Consider the following 15,586-nt stretch of genomic DNA (forward strand, 5'->3'; position numbering starts at 1 on the left):
CCGGGATCAGCGCGAGGCGGGTTGCGCCGGGGCAGGGTTCGGAAAGGCCGATCCGGGCGCCGGCGCCGCTGCGGCAGCTTTGGGCTTCTTCGGCTTCGGCCGCATCGGCTTGCGCGCCTTCGGCGGCGGCGCGGTCGGCTTGAGTTCCGCGAACACCGGGCTGGGCTCGATGATGGTCGTCGCCGGCGAGGCAAAATCGCCGGGATTGCGGATCACCTGCACCGGAACCGTGACCGGCTGGAACTTGGGGCTCGCGAAAGTGACGGAGAAGCCGGCATCGGGTGCGGGCACGTCGATCGAGCAGGGGGTTTTGCAGGCCGGTCCGAGCGAGGTCGTGGCGTCCGCGCCCGGCGGCACCGATTCCAGCGCAACCTTCACCAGCGGCGGAGCCGGCTTGAAGGAATCGAGAGAAAACGACGAGCAGCCGGCGAGGCTCGCTCCGGTGACGGCAATCGCGATGACACGACGCATGATCGATCACTCTGACTTGCGGCAATCCGCCACAATCCAACCATAAGAGTGCAAGAACAAAGCTGCAACCAAGCCGAGAAGAATCGTTAAAGAATGGTTAATGCCGAACCACAGCGTTCCTAATACAGACAATAAATCAGATGGTTAGGTCCGATACGCGATCTTGCTGAGGCTTCCCACCGCCGCTGGCAAGTCGCGCATATGGCCGATCAGCCGGTCGGGCTTCAGTTCGGCGATCGGCACATCGGTGTAACCGAATTCGACGCCGATCACGGGAATGCCGGCCCGCCGCGCCACGCCGACGTCGGGGCCGGCGTCGCCCACCATGATGGCCACAGCCATATCGCCGCCCGCCCGCGCTACCGTCTGCTGCAAGATGACTGGATCGGGTTTTGAGACGCCGAACGTATCGGCGCCGCAAATGGCGGCAAATCGCCCGCTCAGGCCCAATTGGTCGAGCAGTCGCTTCGACAGCCATTCCAGCTTGTTGGTGCACACCGCAAAGCGGCAACCCTGCGCCGCAAGCTCGTCGAGCGCGGCTTCCAGCCCCTCGAACGGCCGCGAGGCGTCGGCGATGTGGGCGGCGTAATAGTCGATGAAATCCTTCAGGAGGCGGTTGGTGTCCTCGACGCTCATCGCACGGCCTTCGACCTCGAGGCCACGTTCGATCAGCTTGCGGGCGCCGGCGCCGATCATGTTGCGCGCCGATTTCAGAGGCACCGGCGGCAGGCCTTCACGGTCGAGTACGAAATTGAGCGCGGCGATGAGGTCGGGCGCGGTGTCGACCAGGGTGCCGTCGAGGTCGAAGACAACAGTGCGGGGAAGGGTCATGGGAATTCGCTAGCGGCAGGCAAAGCATCATGCAAGTAGGGAAGTTCAAATCGCCGGGATGAACGCCATGTGTTCACCTGTCCCGGCATGCGGGCCGAGGTCGAGCCGTGATTTGCCGCCATTCTGGCCGCGATGGACAAAGTCCCACCCCCTTGATCCGGCGCGCGGCGGGCCTCATGACGCTGTTCCTGCCGGCAAAACGACGCTAGACATGCGCCCGCGGATCGGCGGATTTCAGAGGCATTCGGCACGTGGATATGGACCAATTAAAGCGGCAGGCGGCGGCGCAGGCGCTGGCGCACGTGCAGGATGGCATGAGGCTCGGGCTCGGCACCGGCTCGACCGCCAAGCATTTTGTCGAACTGCTCGGCGAGAAGGTTGCGGGCGGAATGAAAGTGGTGGGCGTGCCCACCTCGGAAGCGACCCGCGCCCAGGCCGAAGCGTGCAAAATTCCGCTGACCACGCTCGATGCGATCGACCGGCTCGATCTCACCGTGGACGGCGCCGACGAGGTCGATCCCGCGCTGAACCTGATCAAGGGCGGCGGCGGCGCGCTGTTGCGGGAGAAGATCGTGGCGGCGGCGTCCGATCGCATGATCGTGATTGCCGACGAAACCAAATGGGTCGATGTTCTCGGCCGTTTCCCCCTACCTGTAGAGGTGATTCCGTTCGGGCTGGCCGCAACCCAGCGGGCCATGGCGACGGCATTTGCCCAAAGCGGCGTTTCCGGGCAAATGGGGCTCCGCAAGGGCAAGGACGGCCACGTTTTTGTCACCGATGGCGGCCACTGGATTGTCGATGCCCATCTGGAACGCATCACGGATGCGCCGCGTCTGGCGGGCCTGTTGAGCCTGATCCCGGGTGTCGTCGAACACGGGTTGTTCATTGGCCTGGCCAGCACCGCCGTCCTGGCAGGTGCGCAGGGAATTCGCGTAGTTGAGCGGCGGTAACGCCGGTAATCGAGGAGAATTGGAATGAAGAGCCTTTCACGGATTTTGTCGGCGGCCGGCCTCGCAGTCGGACTGGCCCTGACCGCCGTTCCGGCCGACGCGCAGCAGAAAAATGCGCCCGCCGCGACCACGCCACTCAAGCCCGGCTCGCCGGCGGCGCTCGCCGCCGCCAAGGAAATCCTGGCGATGAAGAACGCCAGCGCGATGTATGCCAACGCCGTTCCCAATCTCGTCGAGCAGACCAAGAACGTGCTGTTGCAGAACAATCTGAACTATCAGAAGGATCTCAACGAGGTTGCCGTGATCGTGGCCAAGAATCTCGCCGGCCGCGAGAAGGAAATCGGCGACGGCATGGCGCAGGTCTACGCCAACGAGTTCACCGAGCAGGAGTTGAAGGATCTCGTCACCTTCTACAAGTCGCCGCTTGGCCAGAAGCTGCTGTCGAGCGAACCACGCGCCATCCAGTTCAGCATGTCCTACATGAACCAGTGGGCGCAGGTCTTTGCCGAAACCATCAATGGCCAGTTCCGCGCCGAGATGAAGAAGCGCGGCAAGGATATCTGATCCAAACCAGAAGCGGCTTCGGGCGGGGTTGATATGGCTGAGTTCGACGTCGATCTGTTCGTCATCGGCGGTGGTTCGGGCGGCGTTCGCGCCGCCCGCATCGCAGCCCTCCACGGCGCCAAGGTCATGGTCGCCGAAGAATACCGGATGGGCGGCACCTGCGTGATCCGCGGCTGCGTGCCGAAAAAGCTGTTCGTGATCGGCTCGCACGTCCGCCACGAGATCGAGGACGCTGCCGGTTTCGGCTGGACCATCTCAGACGTCTCCTTTGACTGGCCGACGCTCGTCGCCAACAAGGACAAGGAGATCGCCCGCCTCGAAGGCATCTACGCCGCCAATGTCGAGAAATCAGGCGCGCGCATCGCAAAGACCCGTGCGGTGCTGGAAGACGCCCACACGCTGCGGCTGATGACCGGCGAAAAGGTCACCGCAAAATACATCCTGATCGCGACCGGCGGCGCGCCCAACCATGGGCGGGAAATCCCCGGCATCGAGCACGTCATCTCCTCCAACGAGGCGTTTCATCTCACCGAGCTGCCGAAGCGCATCGTGATCCAGGGCGGCGGCTATATCGCGCTGGAATTTGCCGGCATCTTTGCCGGCTTCGGCTCGGACGTGACCGTGATCTATCGCGGCGACAACATCCTGCGCGGTTTCGACGAGGACGTCCGCAAGCACGTGCGCGCCGAGATGGAGAAGCAGGGCATCACCATCATCACCGGCTGCACCATTGATAAAGTGGACAAGCACGGCCACGAATTCACGACTCACCTTTCGAGCGGTTCGAGCATCGCCTCCGACAAGGTGATGTTCGCGATCGGGCGGCACCCGAACGTCGCCAATCTCGGGCTTGAGAAAGCTGGCGTCACCATCAATCCGGCCAATGGCGGCATCGCCGTCGACGGCTGGTCGAAGACCTCGGTCGACAACATCTATGCGATCGGCGATGTCACCCATCGCACCAATCTGACGCCGGTCGCGATCCGCGAGGGCCATGCCTTCGCCGACACCGTGTTCGGCAAGCGCCCCGTTGAGGTCGATCACGCCACCATCCCGACGGCGGTGTTCTCGCAGCCCGAAGTCGGCACCGTGGGCCTGACCGAAGCGCAGGCGCGCGCGCAATTCAACCACGTCGACATCTACAAGGCCGATTTCCGCCCGATCAAGGCGACGATGTCCGGCCGCGACACCCGCGTGCTGATGAAGCTCGTGGTCGACGGCACCACCGACCGCGTGCTCGGCTGTCACATCGTCGGCGATGCCGCCGCCGAAATCGTCCAGGCGGTTGCCATCGCCGTGAAGATGAAGGCGACCAAAGCCGATTTCGACGCGACGATTGCGCTGCATCCGACGGCCGCGGAAGAGCTGGTGACGATGCGGACGCCGACGGCAAGGTATGTGCGGCAGGCGGCGGAGTAGGAGCGAGCGCAAAGCCTGGCCTTGGGTGCAAGTGTCTGCTTGGACGAAGGGAAACAAGCGATTCTACAGGCTTGAACAGGAATGATATCCGGCTTATGATATCCGGCGTTCAGATGATATCATGGAGGCGGCGATGCTGGTATCCAAGTGGGGCAATAGCCTCGCGGTCCGCTTGCCCAAGAAACTGGTCGAGGCGTTGAAGCTCAGTCCCGGCGACGAACTCGACGTTGTCGCGGCCTCGAAGGGTAAGGTCGTGGTCGAGAAGATAGACAAGCGCGCGGAATTTCTGAGGCAGGCAGAAGCGTTCCGTTTTCAATTGCCCGAAGGCTATAAGTTCGACCGCGACGAGGCGAACGAGCGGTGAGCGCGTTCTTCGATAGCAATATCTTGATCTACGCCTTCTCTACTGACGCCCGCCGCGAGCGCGCGCTGACCGCAATTGCGGGCGGTGGTGTTATCAGCGTGCAGGTGCTGAACGAGTTCACCAACGTATTGCGCAAAAAGCAAAAGCAGGAATGGCCCGTCATCGAAGCGGCGGTGCATTCTCTGCGTTTCCGGTTTCCCGACATCGTTCCGCTCACCGCTGACACACATGCTGCCGCAATCGGGTTTGCGCGCGAACACGGTCTAGCCTTCTACGATGCACTTATTGTCGCCGCAGCCGCCGAGGCCGGCTGTGACATTCTCTACAGCGAAGACATGCAGCACGGCCGCGCGATTGCCGATCTGGCGATCCGCAACCCGTTTGTCGAAGGTGCGTAGCCCGGAGAGGTGAAGCGGGATCCAGGTTGTCCTCCCCGGCATTCCCGCTGTCGTGCACATCATCGCGCTCATGCACGCTGCTTGCTGCGGGCTACCGACGGCCGCCGCATTCTGCTAGTCAGGCAATTCAGCATTCCAGGATAAAGGTACCTAAGCAATGATCGAATCAATCGGTATTGTAGGCGCGGGCACCATGGGCAACGGCATCGCCCAGGTGTGTGCCGCCGCCGGTCTTCCCGTTGTGATGACGGACATCTCGGATGCCGCGCTCGCCCGCGGCATGTCGGTCGTTTCCAGCAGCCTCGAGCGGCTGGTCAACAAGCAGAAGATGACCGATGCCGACCGGCAGGCCGCGCTGGCGCGGATCATGACGAGCACGGACACGGCGAAGTTTTCCACCTGCGATCTCGTTATCGAGGCCGCGACCGAAAACGAAGAGCTGAAGGTGAAGATCCTCAAGGATCTCTGCGCAAAACTGCAGCCGCGGGCGCTGCTCGCCACCAACACCTCCTCGATCTCGATCACCAAGCTCGCCGCTGCGACCGACCGTCCGGACCGCTTCATCGGTCTGCACTTCTTCAATCCGGTGCCGCTGATGGCGCTGTTGGAATTGATCCGCGGCCTGCAGACCTCGGACGACACCCACGCCAAGGCCGAAGCCTTTGCAAAACGGATCGGCAAGGTATCGATCACCGCAAAGAACAGCCCGGGCTTTGCGGTCAATCGCATCCTCTGCCCGATGATCAACGAGGCGATCTTTGCGCTTCAGGAAGGCATCGCCACTGCGGAAGACCTCGATGCCGGCATGAAGCTGGGCTGCAACCACCCGATCGGCCCGCTGGCGCTGGCCGACATGATCGGTCTGGACACCATGCTGTCGGTGATGGAAGTCTTCTACCAGGGCTTCAACGACCCGAAGTATCGCCCCGCGCCGCTGCTGAAGGAAATGGTCGCCGCCGGCCATCTCGGCCGCAAGACCGGGCAGGGGTTTTACAGCTACGGCAAGTGAGCGTCACGGGAGAGTTACGGCTGCGTGCGTCCGGTGGCCTGATCCGGACGCCACATCTCGAACAGTTCTTCGGCGCTGACCAGATCGATCTGCCCGTGAAACCGCGTCCGGTACATGGTCATCAGCGCATCGTGGCCGGCGTCGGAAGAGCTGCACAGCGCGTCCTGCACGATGACGACGCGGAAGCCAAGGTCGACCGCGCCGAGCACGGTGGAGAGCACGCAGACGTCGGTCTCCGCGCCCGACACCACCACCGTCCCGACGTGTCGCTCCACCAGCAAATGACCGAGCCGTGAGCCGAAGAATGCCGAATAGGCGGGCTTGTCGACGACCAGCGCCGGCGGCGAATAGCGCGCAAGCTGGGGCACGATATCAAGCGCACCGGGTGCGAGATTGCCACGCGTCGCGCGTTGCCATTTCGTGAAATAGGCCTGCCACTGGCCGCGCCGGTCTTGCGGCTGTTGCGGCGTGATGAAGCGCGTGAACACCGTCCGTTCCGTGTACCGCGCGCAGATATCCGCGATAACCGGCAATACCCGTTCCATCCATGGCGTTTCCCATACGCCGCCTTTGGCGAAGATGTTCTGCATATCAATGCACAGATGCGCTGCGTCGGTTATGCTGGCCATTCGTCGGTCCCTGGGCTCATCGGAAGGGCTAATTCGGCGAGCCGGGACTGGTTTCAAAGCCAGAGAGGGGAACGGCCGCGGCCGTTGCCGCGTTGTTGGCGAGATTTGGTCAGGTGAGGCTACTTCGCGCGCCACCAAGGCCTAGTCTCGCCGCGTGATCGCCGTCCTTCGGCGCAGGTTGGAGGTTCTCGTGCCGATGAACAACGATGCCGACGATCTGACCGCAGCCGTCCGCCACGCGTTGGAGACGACGCGTGCCACAGCCGCATGCCCGTTCCATTGGGATGTCATTATCCGCGTCGGCGATGACGCCGCCGAAAGTCACGCGTTCGAGCGGGTCAGGAAAATGATCAGAAGCGATGGGACGACGTGGGCATCGGAAGCCATCAGGGCAGAAATCGGGCGCCAGCTCGGCGAGGCCGCAGATGGTCAATGTCCCCGGTGTGAGAAGTGACGGCGAATATCCGCGGGATACAAGCTTCGCTCGCAATACGAACGAACTTATTCCCCCGCCTCGATCCACTCGGCCGCCCCGCGCCATAGCGTGTCACGATGTTCGGGCCTGAAGAATCCCATGTGCCCGATCCTGCTCGCGCCGGTATCGGCCGGCGTCACCGTGATGATTTCCGGCTTGATCGAGGTAAATCCCGAGCACAGCAATTCGACCGCGGGCCGCGTCGCCCAGGGATCGTCGGACATGCAGAGCGCGCGCAACGCGCCCTGGTATTTCGGAAAATTCTGCAAGGCTGCGAGCCTGGCGTCGTCGAACAGGTAGCGCGGGCTCATCACCCAGCCGACCCATTGCAGGAAGGCGTCCTTCGGCAGGTCCATGCCGAGGCCGGCCTTGCCCGGCATGTAGCCGAGCGCGCGGGTGAGCGGGAGGCCGACAAAATTCAGCATGGCGTAGACGCGGTAGCGCTCCGGCGAGGCCATCAGTTTCCAGTAGCCGGCTTGGGCTGCAATGAACAGCGCGCGCGAAATCTCCGAATTGTTCGGCAACAGGCCGAGCGCTTGGCCGCCGAACGAATGTCCGACATAGGCGAAGGGGAGCGCCTTGTAGCGCTCGCGCATCCAGGCGACCGTGGCCGTAATATCCTGCGCGGCCCAGTCCGACATCGAGGCCTGGAAGCCGACCAGCGATTTCGGCTGGTTGTAGCCGGTCAGCGCCTGCTGCCTGCTATCGCCGGTGCCGCGGTAGTCGTAGGTCAAAACCGCGCAGCCGCGCTTGGCGAGATAGCCGGCAAAGCCCCGGTAGAGCCTGCGGGGGACCGCGGTCGCCGAATTGATCAGGACAGCATGGCGCTTGGCCCCGCGGGGCAGAAACAGCGTCGCGGCAAGGGGATATCCATCCGTCGCGGGCACCGTGATATCGTCGCTAAATACGTCGTCCAGCCTCGGCTCGGCCACCGTGTTCTCCTGCCAGCTTTTGCGAGCGGCCACAGCAAAAGCGAAATCGGCTTTTGCTGCAAGGGCTTGTCAGGACTACCGGAAATCTAACTGGCGGTGAGCGTAAGGCCTGTGTATAAGGCGGCCTTCACAATCGCTTGCCCGGCAACGCCGAAGGCTTCGCCGGGTTTTTCAATTCCCCGTCCGCCGAAGGTTTAGCGAAGGCGGATAAGTAGCGGTTTTTGCTCAGGAGTTAACGTCATGTCCGAGCGGTGGACGCCCGATAGCTGGCGCACCAGGCCGGTGCTGCAAGTGCCCGATTATCCCGATGCCAAGGCATTGGCCGATGTCGAGGCGCAGCTCGCCACGTTTCCGCCGCTGGTGTTTGCCGGTGAGGCCCGCAACCTGAAAAAAGCGCTGGCCCGGGTTGCCGCGGGCGAGGCCTTCCTGCTGCAGGGCGGCGATTGCGCCGAGAGTTTTGCCGAGCATGGCGCCAACAACATCCGCGATTTTTTCCGCGTGCTGCTGCAGATGGCCGTGGTCCTGACCTATGCCGGCGCGCTGCCGGTGGTGAAGGTCGGCCGCATCGCCGGACAGTTTGCAAAACCGCGTTCGTCGAACACGGAAAAGATCAATGGCATCGAGTTGCCAAGCTACCGCGGCGACATCATCAACGACATCGCGTTTACGCCGGAAGCGCGCATTCCCGATCCGCAGCGCCAGCTGATGGCGTACCGGCAGTCGGCGGCAACGCTGAACCTGCTGCGCGCCTTCGCGACCGGCGGCTTTGCCAATCTCGGCAGCGTGCATCAGTGGATGCTCGGCTTCCTCAAGGATTCCCCGCAGTCGCGGCGCTACAAGGAGCTGGCGGACCGTATCTCGGACGCGCTGAATTTCATGCGCGCCTGCGGGCTGGATCTTGAAAGCCATCCCGAACTGCGCGCCACCGATTTCTACACCAGCCATGAGGCGCTGCTTTTGGGTTACGAGCAGGCCTTCACACGGGTCGATTCCACCACCGGCGACTGGTACGCGACCTCCGGCCACATGATCTGGATCGGCGACCGCACCCGCCAGCTCGACCACGGCCATGTCGAATATTTCCGCGGCATCAAGAACCCGATCGGCCTGAAATGCGGCCCGTCGCTGAAGCCGGACGAACTGTTGAAGCTGATCGACATCCTCAACCCCGACAACGAGCCCGGACGGCTGACGCTGATCAACCGCTTCGGCTCCGACAAGGTCGGCGACCATCTCGCGCCGCTGATCCGCGCGGTGCAGCGGGAAGGGCGCGTCGTGGTCTGGTCCTGCGATCCCATGCACGGCAACACCATCACCTCGACCTCGGGCTACAAGACCCGCCCGTTCGACCGGGTGCTGTCGGAGGTGAAGTCGTTCTTCGCCATCCACGCGGCGGAGGGGACGCATGCCGGCGGCGTTCACCTGGAAATGACCGGGCAGGACGTCACCGAATGCATCGGCGGCGCCCGCGCCATCACCGACGAGGACCTCAACGATCGCTATCACACGGTCTGCGATCCGCGCCTCAATGCCGAACAATCGATCGATATGGCCTTCCTGATCGCCGAACTGCTCAAGCAGGAACGCGCGGGCAAGGAAAAGCTGATGCCGGCCGCAGCGGGACTCTGATTTGCTGCGACTCTGGCGGGCCACCATCAACACCCGTAACGGCCTCGCCTTTGCGATCCGATCGGAGCAGGCCGTCCGCGAGGAACTGTTTGCGCTGGCGCTGTCGGTGCCGCTGGCCTGGCTGGTCGGCGCGAGCGTGATGCGCCGGGTGGAACTGGTCGCGGCGGTGGCGTTCGTGCTGGTGGTCGAGATCCTCAATACCGCGATCGAGAAACTCGCCGACCGGCTCACCACCGACCACGATCCGCAGATCGGGCGGGTCAAGGACATGGGGTCGGCGGCGGTCGGCGTCGCGCTGCTGATGGCCGGGGCGTTCTGGCTGTTTGCCGTCGCCGAACGCATAGGCGCGTTCTAAAGCGAGCAATTGCAGTTTGCTCTTGTGCAAGGCACCATCGCTCCCATGACCGAACCAACCTTCAAGATCACGCTGGCGCAGCTAAACCCGACGGTCGGCGACGTCACGGGTAATGCCGCCAAGGCGCGCGCCGCGCGCGACAAGGCCAAGGCCGACGGCGCCGATCTCGTGGTGCTGCCGGAATTGTTCATCTGCGGCTACCCGCCGGAAGATCTGGTGCTGAAGCCCGCCTTCCAGGCCGCCTGCCGCGCCGCCATTGAGGAACTGGCGCGCGAGAGCGCGGGCGGCGGCCCGGCCATGCTGATCGGCACGCCCTGGGTCGAGGACGGCAAACTCTACAATGCCTGCGCATTGCTCGATCAGGGCCGCATCGCAGCCCTTCGCTTCAAGGCGAACCTGCCGAATTACGGCGTGTTCGACGAAAAACGCCTGTTCGCGCGCGGCCCCGCCGCGGGTCCGGTGACCGTCAAGGGCGTCCGGGTCGGCGTTCCCATCTGCGAGGACATCTGGCTTGAAGAATCCGAGGAATACGAAAACATCGTCGAATGCCTTGCCGAGACCGGCGCGGAAATTCTGGTCGTGCCGAACGGCTCGCCCTATGCGCGCGACAAGAACGATCTGCGGCTGTCGATCGCGGTGGCCCGTGTCACCGAGAGCGGCTTGCCGCTGGTCTATCTCAACCAGATCGGCGGACAGGACGAACTGGTGTTCGACGGCGCCTCGTTCGCGCTCAACGCCGATCTGTCGGTCGCGGCGCAACTGCCGGCGTTCGAGGAGAGCATCGTCACGCTGCACTGGACCAAGGGCGCCGACGGCTGGCGTTGCTCGGGCCCGGTGGTGCCGCTGGTCGAGGGCGACAAGGGAGACTACGCGGCCTGCGTGCTGGGCCTGCGCGATTACGTCCGCAAGAACGGATTCCCCGGCGTATTGCTCGGCGTCTCCGGCGGCATCGATTCGGCGCTGTGTGCGGCGATCGCGGTCGATGCGCTCGGGGCCGACCAGGTCCGCGGCGTGATGCTGCCGTTCCGTTTCACCGCGCAGGTGTCGCTCGACGATGCGGCGAAACTCGCGAAAGCGCTTGGCATCCGATACGAAGTGTTGCCGATCGCGGACGCCGTCAACGGTTTTGAAAAAATCCTGTCCGGCCCGTTCGCCGGCCTGCCGCGCGACATCACCGAGGAAAATCTGCAGGCGCGCACCCGCGGTACGCTGCTGATGGCGATTTCGAACAAGACCGGCGCGATGGTGGTCACGACCGGCAACAAATCGGAAATGTCGGTCGGTTACGCCACCATCTATGGCGACATGAACGGCGGCTTCAATCCGATCAAGGACATCTACAAGACCGAAGTGTTCCGCCTGTCGAGCCTGCGCAACGAATGGAAGCCGGACGGCGCGCTCGGGCCATCGGGCGAGGTGATTCCGGTCAACATCATCACCCGGCCGCCGACGGCGGAGTTGCGCGAGAACCAGACCGACCAGGATTCGCTGCCGCCCTATGACATGCTCGACGGCATCCTCGAACGGCTGGTCGAGCGCGAGGAGCCGCTCGCCTCGATCATCGCGGCCGGCTTCCCGGCTGACGTGGTGACGCGGATCGACCGGCTGCTCAACATCGCCGAATACAAGCGCCGGCAGGCGGCCCCGGGCGTCAAGGTGACGGAAAAGAACTTCGGCCGCGACCGCCGCTATCCCATCACCAATCGCTTCCGCGACAATGGCAAGGCGCTGCCTGCGCCCGACGAGAAGCTGGTTGCCCGCGCCGGCCGCGCCTCGGCGGACGCGTTCGAGGGGTAGAGCGTTTTCGAGCGAAGCTTGCTCTCGGACTTGATCCGGCGGTGGGTGCCGGTTCGCGTCAAGAAAACGCGTCAAAGAGGAATCTAGGGCGCGTCTACTGCTTCGGCGGGATGAAGGTCGGGCCGACGGTGCGGACCTTGTCCTTGTCGGCGGCAGTAGCTGTCGTATCGGCCGGGGCGGCTGTTGCAGCCGGCGCGGCGGCGGTGCCGGCAGGCGCTGCGCCTTTCTTGGGCGGCGGCGGCGCACCCTTCGGCTGCGCGCGCTGCTGCATCCGCCGCGCGCTCTCCTCGGTGACGATGATGTCGCCTTGTTCGACGCCTGCCCTGTCGTCGACCGACTTCAGCGCTTCCGACCAGGTCTGGCCTGCGGCCTTGCAGGCGCAGGATGCGTTGAACTCGGTGCGGAATTTGAACGCGTTCGGCAGCGACGAATAAGGCTGGCCGTTGATCGAGACCGCCTGGTTGATGTCCTCGCCGGGATTGCGGTAGGTGAACAGCGTCGCTTCCGTCGCCGGGCAAAGTGCCTTGCAGGTCTTCTCGTCGTCCTGAAATCGCGCCTGGTAGGTGGCGAACGACACCGGGAAATAACCGCCGTCGCAGGTGCGGACGCAGACGGTGCGGAAGGTGCCGGACGGCGCGCCGAGGTCGGCGCTGGGCGGCGGCAGCGTCTGGTTGTTGCCGAACAGACTGTCGATGAAATTGCCGGGACCGCGCGCGGCGGCGGCATATTGTGGGCCGCAATTGTTCTGCGCGAGCGCCGTCAGCACCGAGCGGCGCTGGTTTTCGCGGTCGGCGCCACCGATGCCGCCGCTGCGCAGGCGCTCCAGGCTGGTGGTGATCTGGTCGAGATTGGCCCGCATCTGCTGAATCTGGTTGTTCACGGGACCGCACTGCGCCGAGCGGCCGTTGAACAGCGAGAAGAAGCCCGAGCTTTCGCAGCCCATCCGCTTGGCCTGCAGCGTGACCCGATCGAGTTCGGCCTGTTGCTTGGCCTGGGCTTCCTGATAGCGGCGGATCTGTTCATCCTTGGCAGGGTCGCCGGTGCCGGCGCCACGGTCGATGGTCGCCAATTGTCCTTCGAGCCGGATACAGATCGGATTGGCCTGGGCGCCCTGCTGTGGCGGGGCGTCCTGGTTCATCTGCGCCATGGCATCGTCGTTCGTCTGCGCCAAGGCGGGCGCGCCCGGGGCGGCGATGCCGAGCAGGACGAGGACGGCGCAGGTCAAAATCCGAAGGGAGAGGGCAGCGTTGCGAATTTCCAGCATATCCGGCCATGAGAGAGCTGATCCGCGCGGCTTGTCAGCCTGATGGCGCGGCCAAGGCGGCGTTCTGCAACCAAGGCCGCATCCAATACCTGCTTCTCGGGGCAGCGTCACGTCGTTTCCGGGGCGCAGGTGTGGCAAGCCGGCCCTTGATTCTACGGGATAAACGTCTCCGTAGCGTTTTCGAGCGAAGCATGCCCTCGGACTTGATCCGGGGGTGGATCCCGGTTCGCGTGAAGAAAACGCGTCAAAACAAAAAGCTAGCGCCCGGTTGTGATTTTCAATCAGAACCGAAAAAGGCGCTAGCGCTGGCAGGTAATGGCGACGTATTCGCCGCAACCGCGGCCAGAGCATTTGTCGACGCCGCCGCTCGGAACCGCGCCGGTGATTTCGTCGGGATCGACGCGGCGATAGGCGGTGGCTTGTGCAAATTCCCGTGACTGGCAATAGGAGCGGGCGGCATGAGCGCCGCACTTCTCACCCCTGGCGAGGCACTCATCGACGCCATAGCCATCAGCCTGGTTGGCGAGGATGAAGACGCGGCTGTCGGCGGAAGCGGCCGAGGCGGCAAGCAGGAAGGCACTGGCAATGAGTGCGGAGGAAAGTCGCATGGAGGACACCGGCGGGATGAGGAACCGCCCTCAGGAATAGGCCCAAAGTGTTAATAATGATTAACCATGAGCCCGCGGGGCGGCAGCGAATGGTGGGGGTCGGCCGCCTGATCGGCCCCAAATCGGGCACAAGCAAGGCCTTGACGGCGTCCTTCCGATACCGCAATGGTGGAACCATGAACGGTCTCCTCGCCATCTGCAGCATTTGCCGCGAGATTATTAGCTAGCGATTCGCTGGCTGAGGCCGTCTTTTCTCCCAAACGAGATCACTGGACGCCCGGCCGGCAGCGCACCGGCTCTCGCATTCGCATGTTCTTGCGGCGAATGGGGGTTGCGAATGCGAGAGCCGGTGCGCTGCAAGAAACCAAAAGTTTAGTGCCGCCTGCGATTTGAAGTTCCTGATCGGTCTCGCTGCTACCCCTGCAGGAACTTCAAATCGCCCTCGGCACTGGGATGGGTATTCCATGGAACTGCGCCTCTACGATACGTTGACGAAGGAGAAGCGGCCGTTTGTGCCGCTTAATGCCGACAACGTCCGCATGTATGCCTGCGGACCGACGGTCTACGACTTCGCCCACATCGGCAACGGTCGCGCGGCGATCGTGTTCGACGTGCTGTTCCGCGTCCTGCGCCATCGCTATGGCGCCGGCCATGTGACCTATGTCCGCAACGTCACCGACGTCGACGACAAGATCAACGTGCGCGCCGCGCGCGATTATCCCGGGGTGCCGCTGAACGAGGCGATCCGCAAGGTCACGGAAGAGACCTATCAGCAGTATCAGGACGACGTCACCGCGCTGGGCTGCTTGCCGCCGACGGTGCAGCCGCGCGCGACGGAGCATATCCCGGAGATGCGGGCGATCATCGAGAAGCTGGTTGCCGGCGGCTTTGCCTATGTCGCCGAGGACCACGTGCTGTTCTCGCCGCAGGCGATGAACGCGGCGAATTCCGCGATGCCGCGCTATGGCGCGCTGTCGAAACGCTCGCTCGACGAGATGATCGCGGGCGCCCGCGTCGACGTCGCGCCCTACAAGCGCGACAACACCGATTTCGTGCTGTGGAAGCCGTCGAAGCCGGGCGAGCCGTCATGGCCGTCGCCGGCGGGCATCAAGGCGGAAGGCCGTCCCGGCTGGCACATCGAGTGCTCGGCGATGGCTTGGAAGCATCTCGGCGAGAAGTTCGACATTCATGGCGGCGGCATCGACCTGGTGTTTCCGCACCATGAGAACGAACTTGCGCAGACCTGCTGTGCGTTTCATTCCGACCGCATGGCGAATGTCTGGATGCACAACGGCTTCCTGCAGCTCGAAAGCGAGAAGATGTCGAAGTCGCTCGGCAACTTCTTCACGATTCGCGAGATGCTGGCCGATTGGCCGGGCGAGGTGCTGCGCCTGAGCATGCTCAAGACGCATTACCGTTCGCCGCTCGACTGGACCACGAAGGGCGCGGAAGAGAGCGCCAAGACGCTCGACGATTGGTACGCGGTTGCGGCCGACGCCGAGGGCGGCCAGCCGTCGCCGGCCATGGTCGAGGCTCTGTATGACGACCTCAACACCGCGCAGGCCATGGCTGTCCTGCACGGCCTGCGCCATGCGGCGGCGTCCGGGGGGAAGCGCGAACGCGGCGAGTTTGCGGCTTCACTTCGGCTGCTCGGTTTCCTCTCGATGAGTGCTGCGGCGTGGAAGGGACGCAAGCAGCAGGCGAGCGGCATCGATCCGCAAGAGGTCGATCGGCTGATTGCGGATCGTGCGGCGGCGCGTGCGCGAAAGGATTTCAAGGAGTCCGATCGCATCCGGGACGAACTCGCCGCGATGGGCGTCGCCATCAAGGACGGCAAGGATGCCGATGGAAAGCCCGTGACCACATGGGAGATCGCGTGATGACGAAACCC

The 15,586-nt window shown here is 63.8% G+C and carries 17 protein-coding genes; 11 read left to right on the top strand and 6 right to left on the bottom strand.

Translation table 11 applies throughout. The annotated features are described in order from the left end of the window. Window positions 1–6: 6 nt before the first annotated feature. Together JQ624_RS19645 and gph are read right to left on the bottom strand one after the other, a co-directional pair. Window positions 7–471, bottom strand: coding sequence for a hypothetical protein (locus tag JQ624_RS19645; RefSeq protein ID WP_212420545.1), 465 nt, complete (start codon window positions 469–471; stop codon window positions 7–9). Between the two features lie 144 nt (window positions 472–615). After that, entirely contained in the window at window positions 616–1,302 is a 687-nt protein-coding gene (gph, locus tag JQ624_RS19650) for a phosphoglycolate phosphatase (RefSeq protein WP_212420546.1), read from the bottom strand. Window positions 1,303–1,553: 251 nt separating this feature from the next. Between gph and rpiA the strand changes: the two genes are divergently transcribed. The 6 genes from rpiA to JQ624_RS19680 all read left to right on the top strand — a co-directional run bounded on the left by rpiA (window position 1,554) and on the right by JQ624_RS19680 (window position 6,006). Further along, window positions 1,554–2,252, top strand: coding sequence for a ribose-5-phosphate isomerase RpiA (rpiA, locus tag JQ624_RS19655; protein ID WP_212420547.1), 699 nt, complete (start codon window positions 1,554–1,556; stop codon window positions 2,250–2,252). Between the two features lie 24 nt (window positions 2,253–2,276). Continuing rightward, window positions 2,277–2,816, top strand: coding sequence for a DUF2059 domain-containing protein (locus JQ624_RS19660; protein ID WP_212420548.1), 540 nt, complete (start codon window positions 2,277–2,279; stop codon window positions 2,814–2,816). Window positions 2,817–2,849: 33 nt separating this feature from the next. Continuing rightward, a complete protein-coding gene (gor, locus tag JQ624_RS19665) occupies window positions 2,850–4,235 on the top strand; it encodes a glutathione-disulfide reductase (RefSeq protein ID WP_212420549.1) in 1,386 nt (461 codons plus the stop codon). Between the two features lie 133 nt (window positions 4,236–4,368). Continuing rightward, on the top strand, window positions 4,369–4,599 hold the full coding sequence (locus JQ624_RS19670; RefSeq protein WP_212420602.1) for an AbrB/MazE/SpoVT family DNA-binding domain-containing protein: 231 nt from the start codon (window positions 4,369–4,371) through the stop codon (window positions 4,597–4,599). After that, window positions 4,596–4,997 carry a PIN domain-containing protein gene (locus tag JQ624_RS19675; protein WP_212420550.1) on the top strand — a complete coding sequence of 134 codons (402 nt, stop codon included), beginning with the start codon at window positions 4,596–4,598 and terminating at the stop codon, window positions 4,995–4,997. Before JQ624_RS19670 ends, JQ624_RS19675 begins: the two co-directional genes overlap by 4 nt. Window positions 4,998–5,154: 157 nt before the next feature. Next, on the top strand, window positions 5,155–6,006 hold the full coding sequence (locus JQ624_RS19680) for a 3-hydroxybutyryl-CoA dehydrogenase (RefSeq protein WP_212420551.1): 852 nt from the start codon (window positions 5,155–5,157) through the stop codon (window positions 6,004–6,006). A 14-nt stretch (window positions 6,007–6,020) separates the two neighbouring features. Here JQ624_RS19680 and JQ624_RS19685 read toward each other — a convergent pair whose 3' ends face one another. Further along, window positions 6,021–6,635, bottom strand: a complete 615-nt coding sequence (locus tag JQ624_RS19685) for a cysteine hydrolase family protein (protein ID WP_212420552.1) — start codon at window positions 6,633–6,635, stop codon at window positions 6,021–6,023. Between the two features lie 196 nt (window positions 6,636–6,831). Between JQ624_RS19685 and JQ624_RS19690 the strand changes: the two genes are divergently transcribed. After that, entirely contained in the window at window positions 6,832–7,089 is a 258-nt protein-coding gene (locus tag JQ624_RS19690) for a hypothetical protein (protein WP_212420553.1), read from the top strand. Window positions 7,090–7,136: 47 nt separating this feature from the next. Here the strand turns inward: JQ624_RS19690 and JQ624_RS19695 are convergent, their stop codons facing one another. Further along, the gene (locus tag JQ624_RS19695; RefSeq protein WP_212420554.1) at window positions 7,137–8,042 is read right to left on the bottom strand and encodes an alpha/beta fold hydrolase; all 906 of its coding nucleotides are present in this window, start codon (window positions 8,040–8,042) and stop codon (window positions 7,137–7,139) included. A gap of 240 nt (window positions 8,043–8,282) precedes the next feature. Between JQ624_RS19695 and JQ624_RS19700 the strand changes: the two genes are divergently transcribed. The 3 genes from JQ624_RS19700 to JQ624_RS19710 are packed head-to-tail and all read left to right on the top strand — an operon-like array spanning window position 8,283 to window position 11,823. Beyond that, window positions 8,283–9,671, top strand: coding sequence for a class II 3-deoxy-7-phosphoheptulonate synthase (locus JQ624_RS19700; RefSeq protein WP_212420555.1), 1,389 nt, complete (start codon window positions 8,283–8,285; stop codon window positions 9,669–9,671). 1 nt (window position 9,672) lies between these two features. Next, window positions 9,673–10,026, top strand: a complete 354-nt coding sequence (locus JQ624_RS19705) for a diacylglycerol kinase (RefSeq protein WP_212420556.1) — start codon at window positions 9,673–9,675, stop codon at window positions 10,024–10,026. Window positions 10,027–10,071: 45 nt separating this feature from the next. Continuing rightward, entirely contained in the window at window positions 10,072–11,823 is a 1,752-nt protein-coding gene (locus JQ624_RS19710) for an NAD+ synthase (RefSeq protein ID WP_212420557.1), read from the top strand. A 94-nt stretch (window positions 11,824–11,917) separates the two neighbouring features. On the opposite strand, the gene JQ624_RS19715 is transcribed toward JQ624_RS19710, so the two are convergent. Beyond that, complete coding sequence (locus JQ624_RS19715) at window positions 11,918–13,087, bottom strand: DUF2865 domain-containing protein (protein WP_212420558.1); 1,170 nt, start codon at window positions 13,085–13,087, stop codon at window positions 11,918–11,920. Between the two features lie 299 nt (window positions 13,088–13,386). Beyond that, window positions 13,387–13,695 (bottom strand): hypothetical protein, encoded by a 309-nt coding sequence (locus JQ624_RS19720; RefSeq protein ID WP_212420559.1) that lies wholly within the window; start codon window positions 13,693–13,695, stop codon window positions 13,387–13,389. Between the two features lie 464 nt (window positions 13,696–14,159). Between JQ624_RS19720 and cysS the strand changes: the two genes are divergently transcribed. Continuing rightward, entirely contained in the window at window positions 14,160–15,575 is a 1,416-nt protein-coding gene (gene cysS / locus JQ624_RS19725; protein ID WP_212420560.1) for a cysteine--tRNA ligase, read from the top strand. Window positions 15,576–15,586 lie beyond the last annotated feature (11 nt).

The sequence above is a fragment of the Bradyrhizobium sp. AUGA SZCCT0283 genome, assembly GCF_018130385.1.
Lineage (GTDB): Bacteria > Pseudomonadota > Alphaproteobacteria > Rhizobiales > Xanthobacteraceae > Bradyrhizobium.

Bases quoted from the DNA above. Each gene is read 5' to 3' on its own strand.
- JQ624_RS19645 (WP_212420545.1), bottom strand. From the start codon at position 471: ATGCGTCGTGTCATCGCGATTGCCGTCACCGGAGCGAGCCTCGCCGGC.
- JQ624_RS19715 (WP_212420558.1), bottom strand. From the start codon at position 13,087: ATGCTGGAAATTCGCAACGCTGCCCTCTCCCTTCGGATTTTGACCTGC.
- JQ624_RS19670 (WP_212420602.1), top strand. From the start codon at position 4,369: ATGCTGGTATCCAAGTGGGGCAATAGCCTCGCGGTCCGCTTGCCCAAG.
- cysS (WP_212420560.1), top strand. From the start codon at position 14,160: ATGGAACTGCGCCTCTACGATACGTTGACGAAGGAGAAGCGGCCGTTT.
- JQ624_RS19685 (WP_212420552.1), bottom strand. From the start codon at position 6,635: ATGGCCAGCATAACCGACGCAGCGCATCTGTGCATTGATATGCAGAAC.
- JQ624_RS19710 (WP_212420557.1), top strand. From the start codon at position 10,072: ATGACCGAACCAACCTTCAAGATCACGCTGGCGCAGCTAAACCCGACG.
- JQ624_RS19660 (WP_212420548.1), top strand. From the start codon at position 2,277: ATGAAGAGCCTTTCACGGATTTTGTCGGCGGCCGGCCTCGCAGTCGGA.
- gor (WP_212420549.1), top strand. From the start codon at position 2,850: ATGGCTGAGTTCGACGTCGATCTGTTCGTCATCGGCGGTGGTTCGGGC.
- JQ624_RS19700 (WP_212420555.1), top strand. From the start codon at position 8,283: ATGTCCGAGCGGTGGACGCCCGATAGCTGGCGCACCAGGCCGGTGCTG.
- gph (WP_212420546.1), bottom strand. From the start codon at position 1,302: ATGACCCTTCCCCGCACTGTTGTCTTCGACCTCGACGGCACCCTGGTC.
- JQ624_RS19690 (WP_212420553.1), top strand. From the start codon at position 6,832: ATGAACAACGATGCCGACGATCTGACCGCAGCCGTCCGCCACGCGTTG.
- JQ624_RS19720 (WP_212420559.1), bottom strand. From the start codon at position 13,695: ATGCGACTTTCCTCCGCACTCATTGCCAGTGCCTTCCTGCTTGCCGCC.
- JQ624_RS19680 (WP_212420551.1), top strand. From the start codon at position 5,155: ATGATCGAATCAATCGGTATTGTAGGCGCGGGCACCATGGGCAACGGC.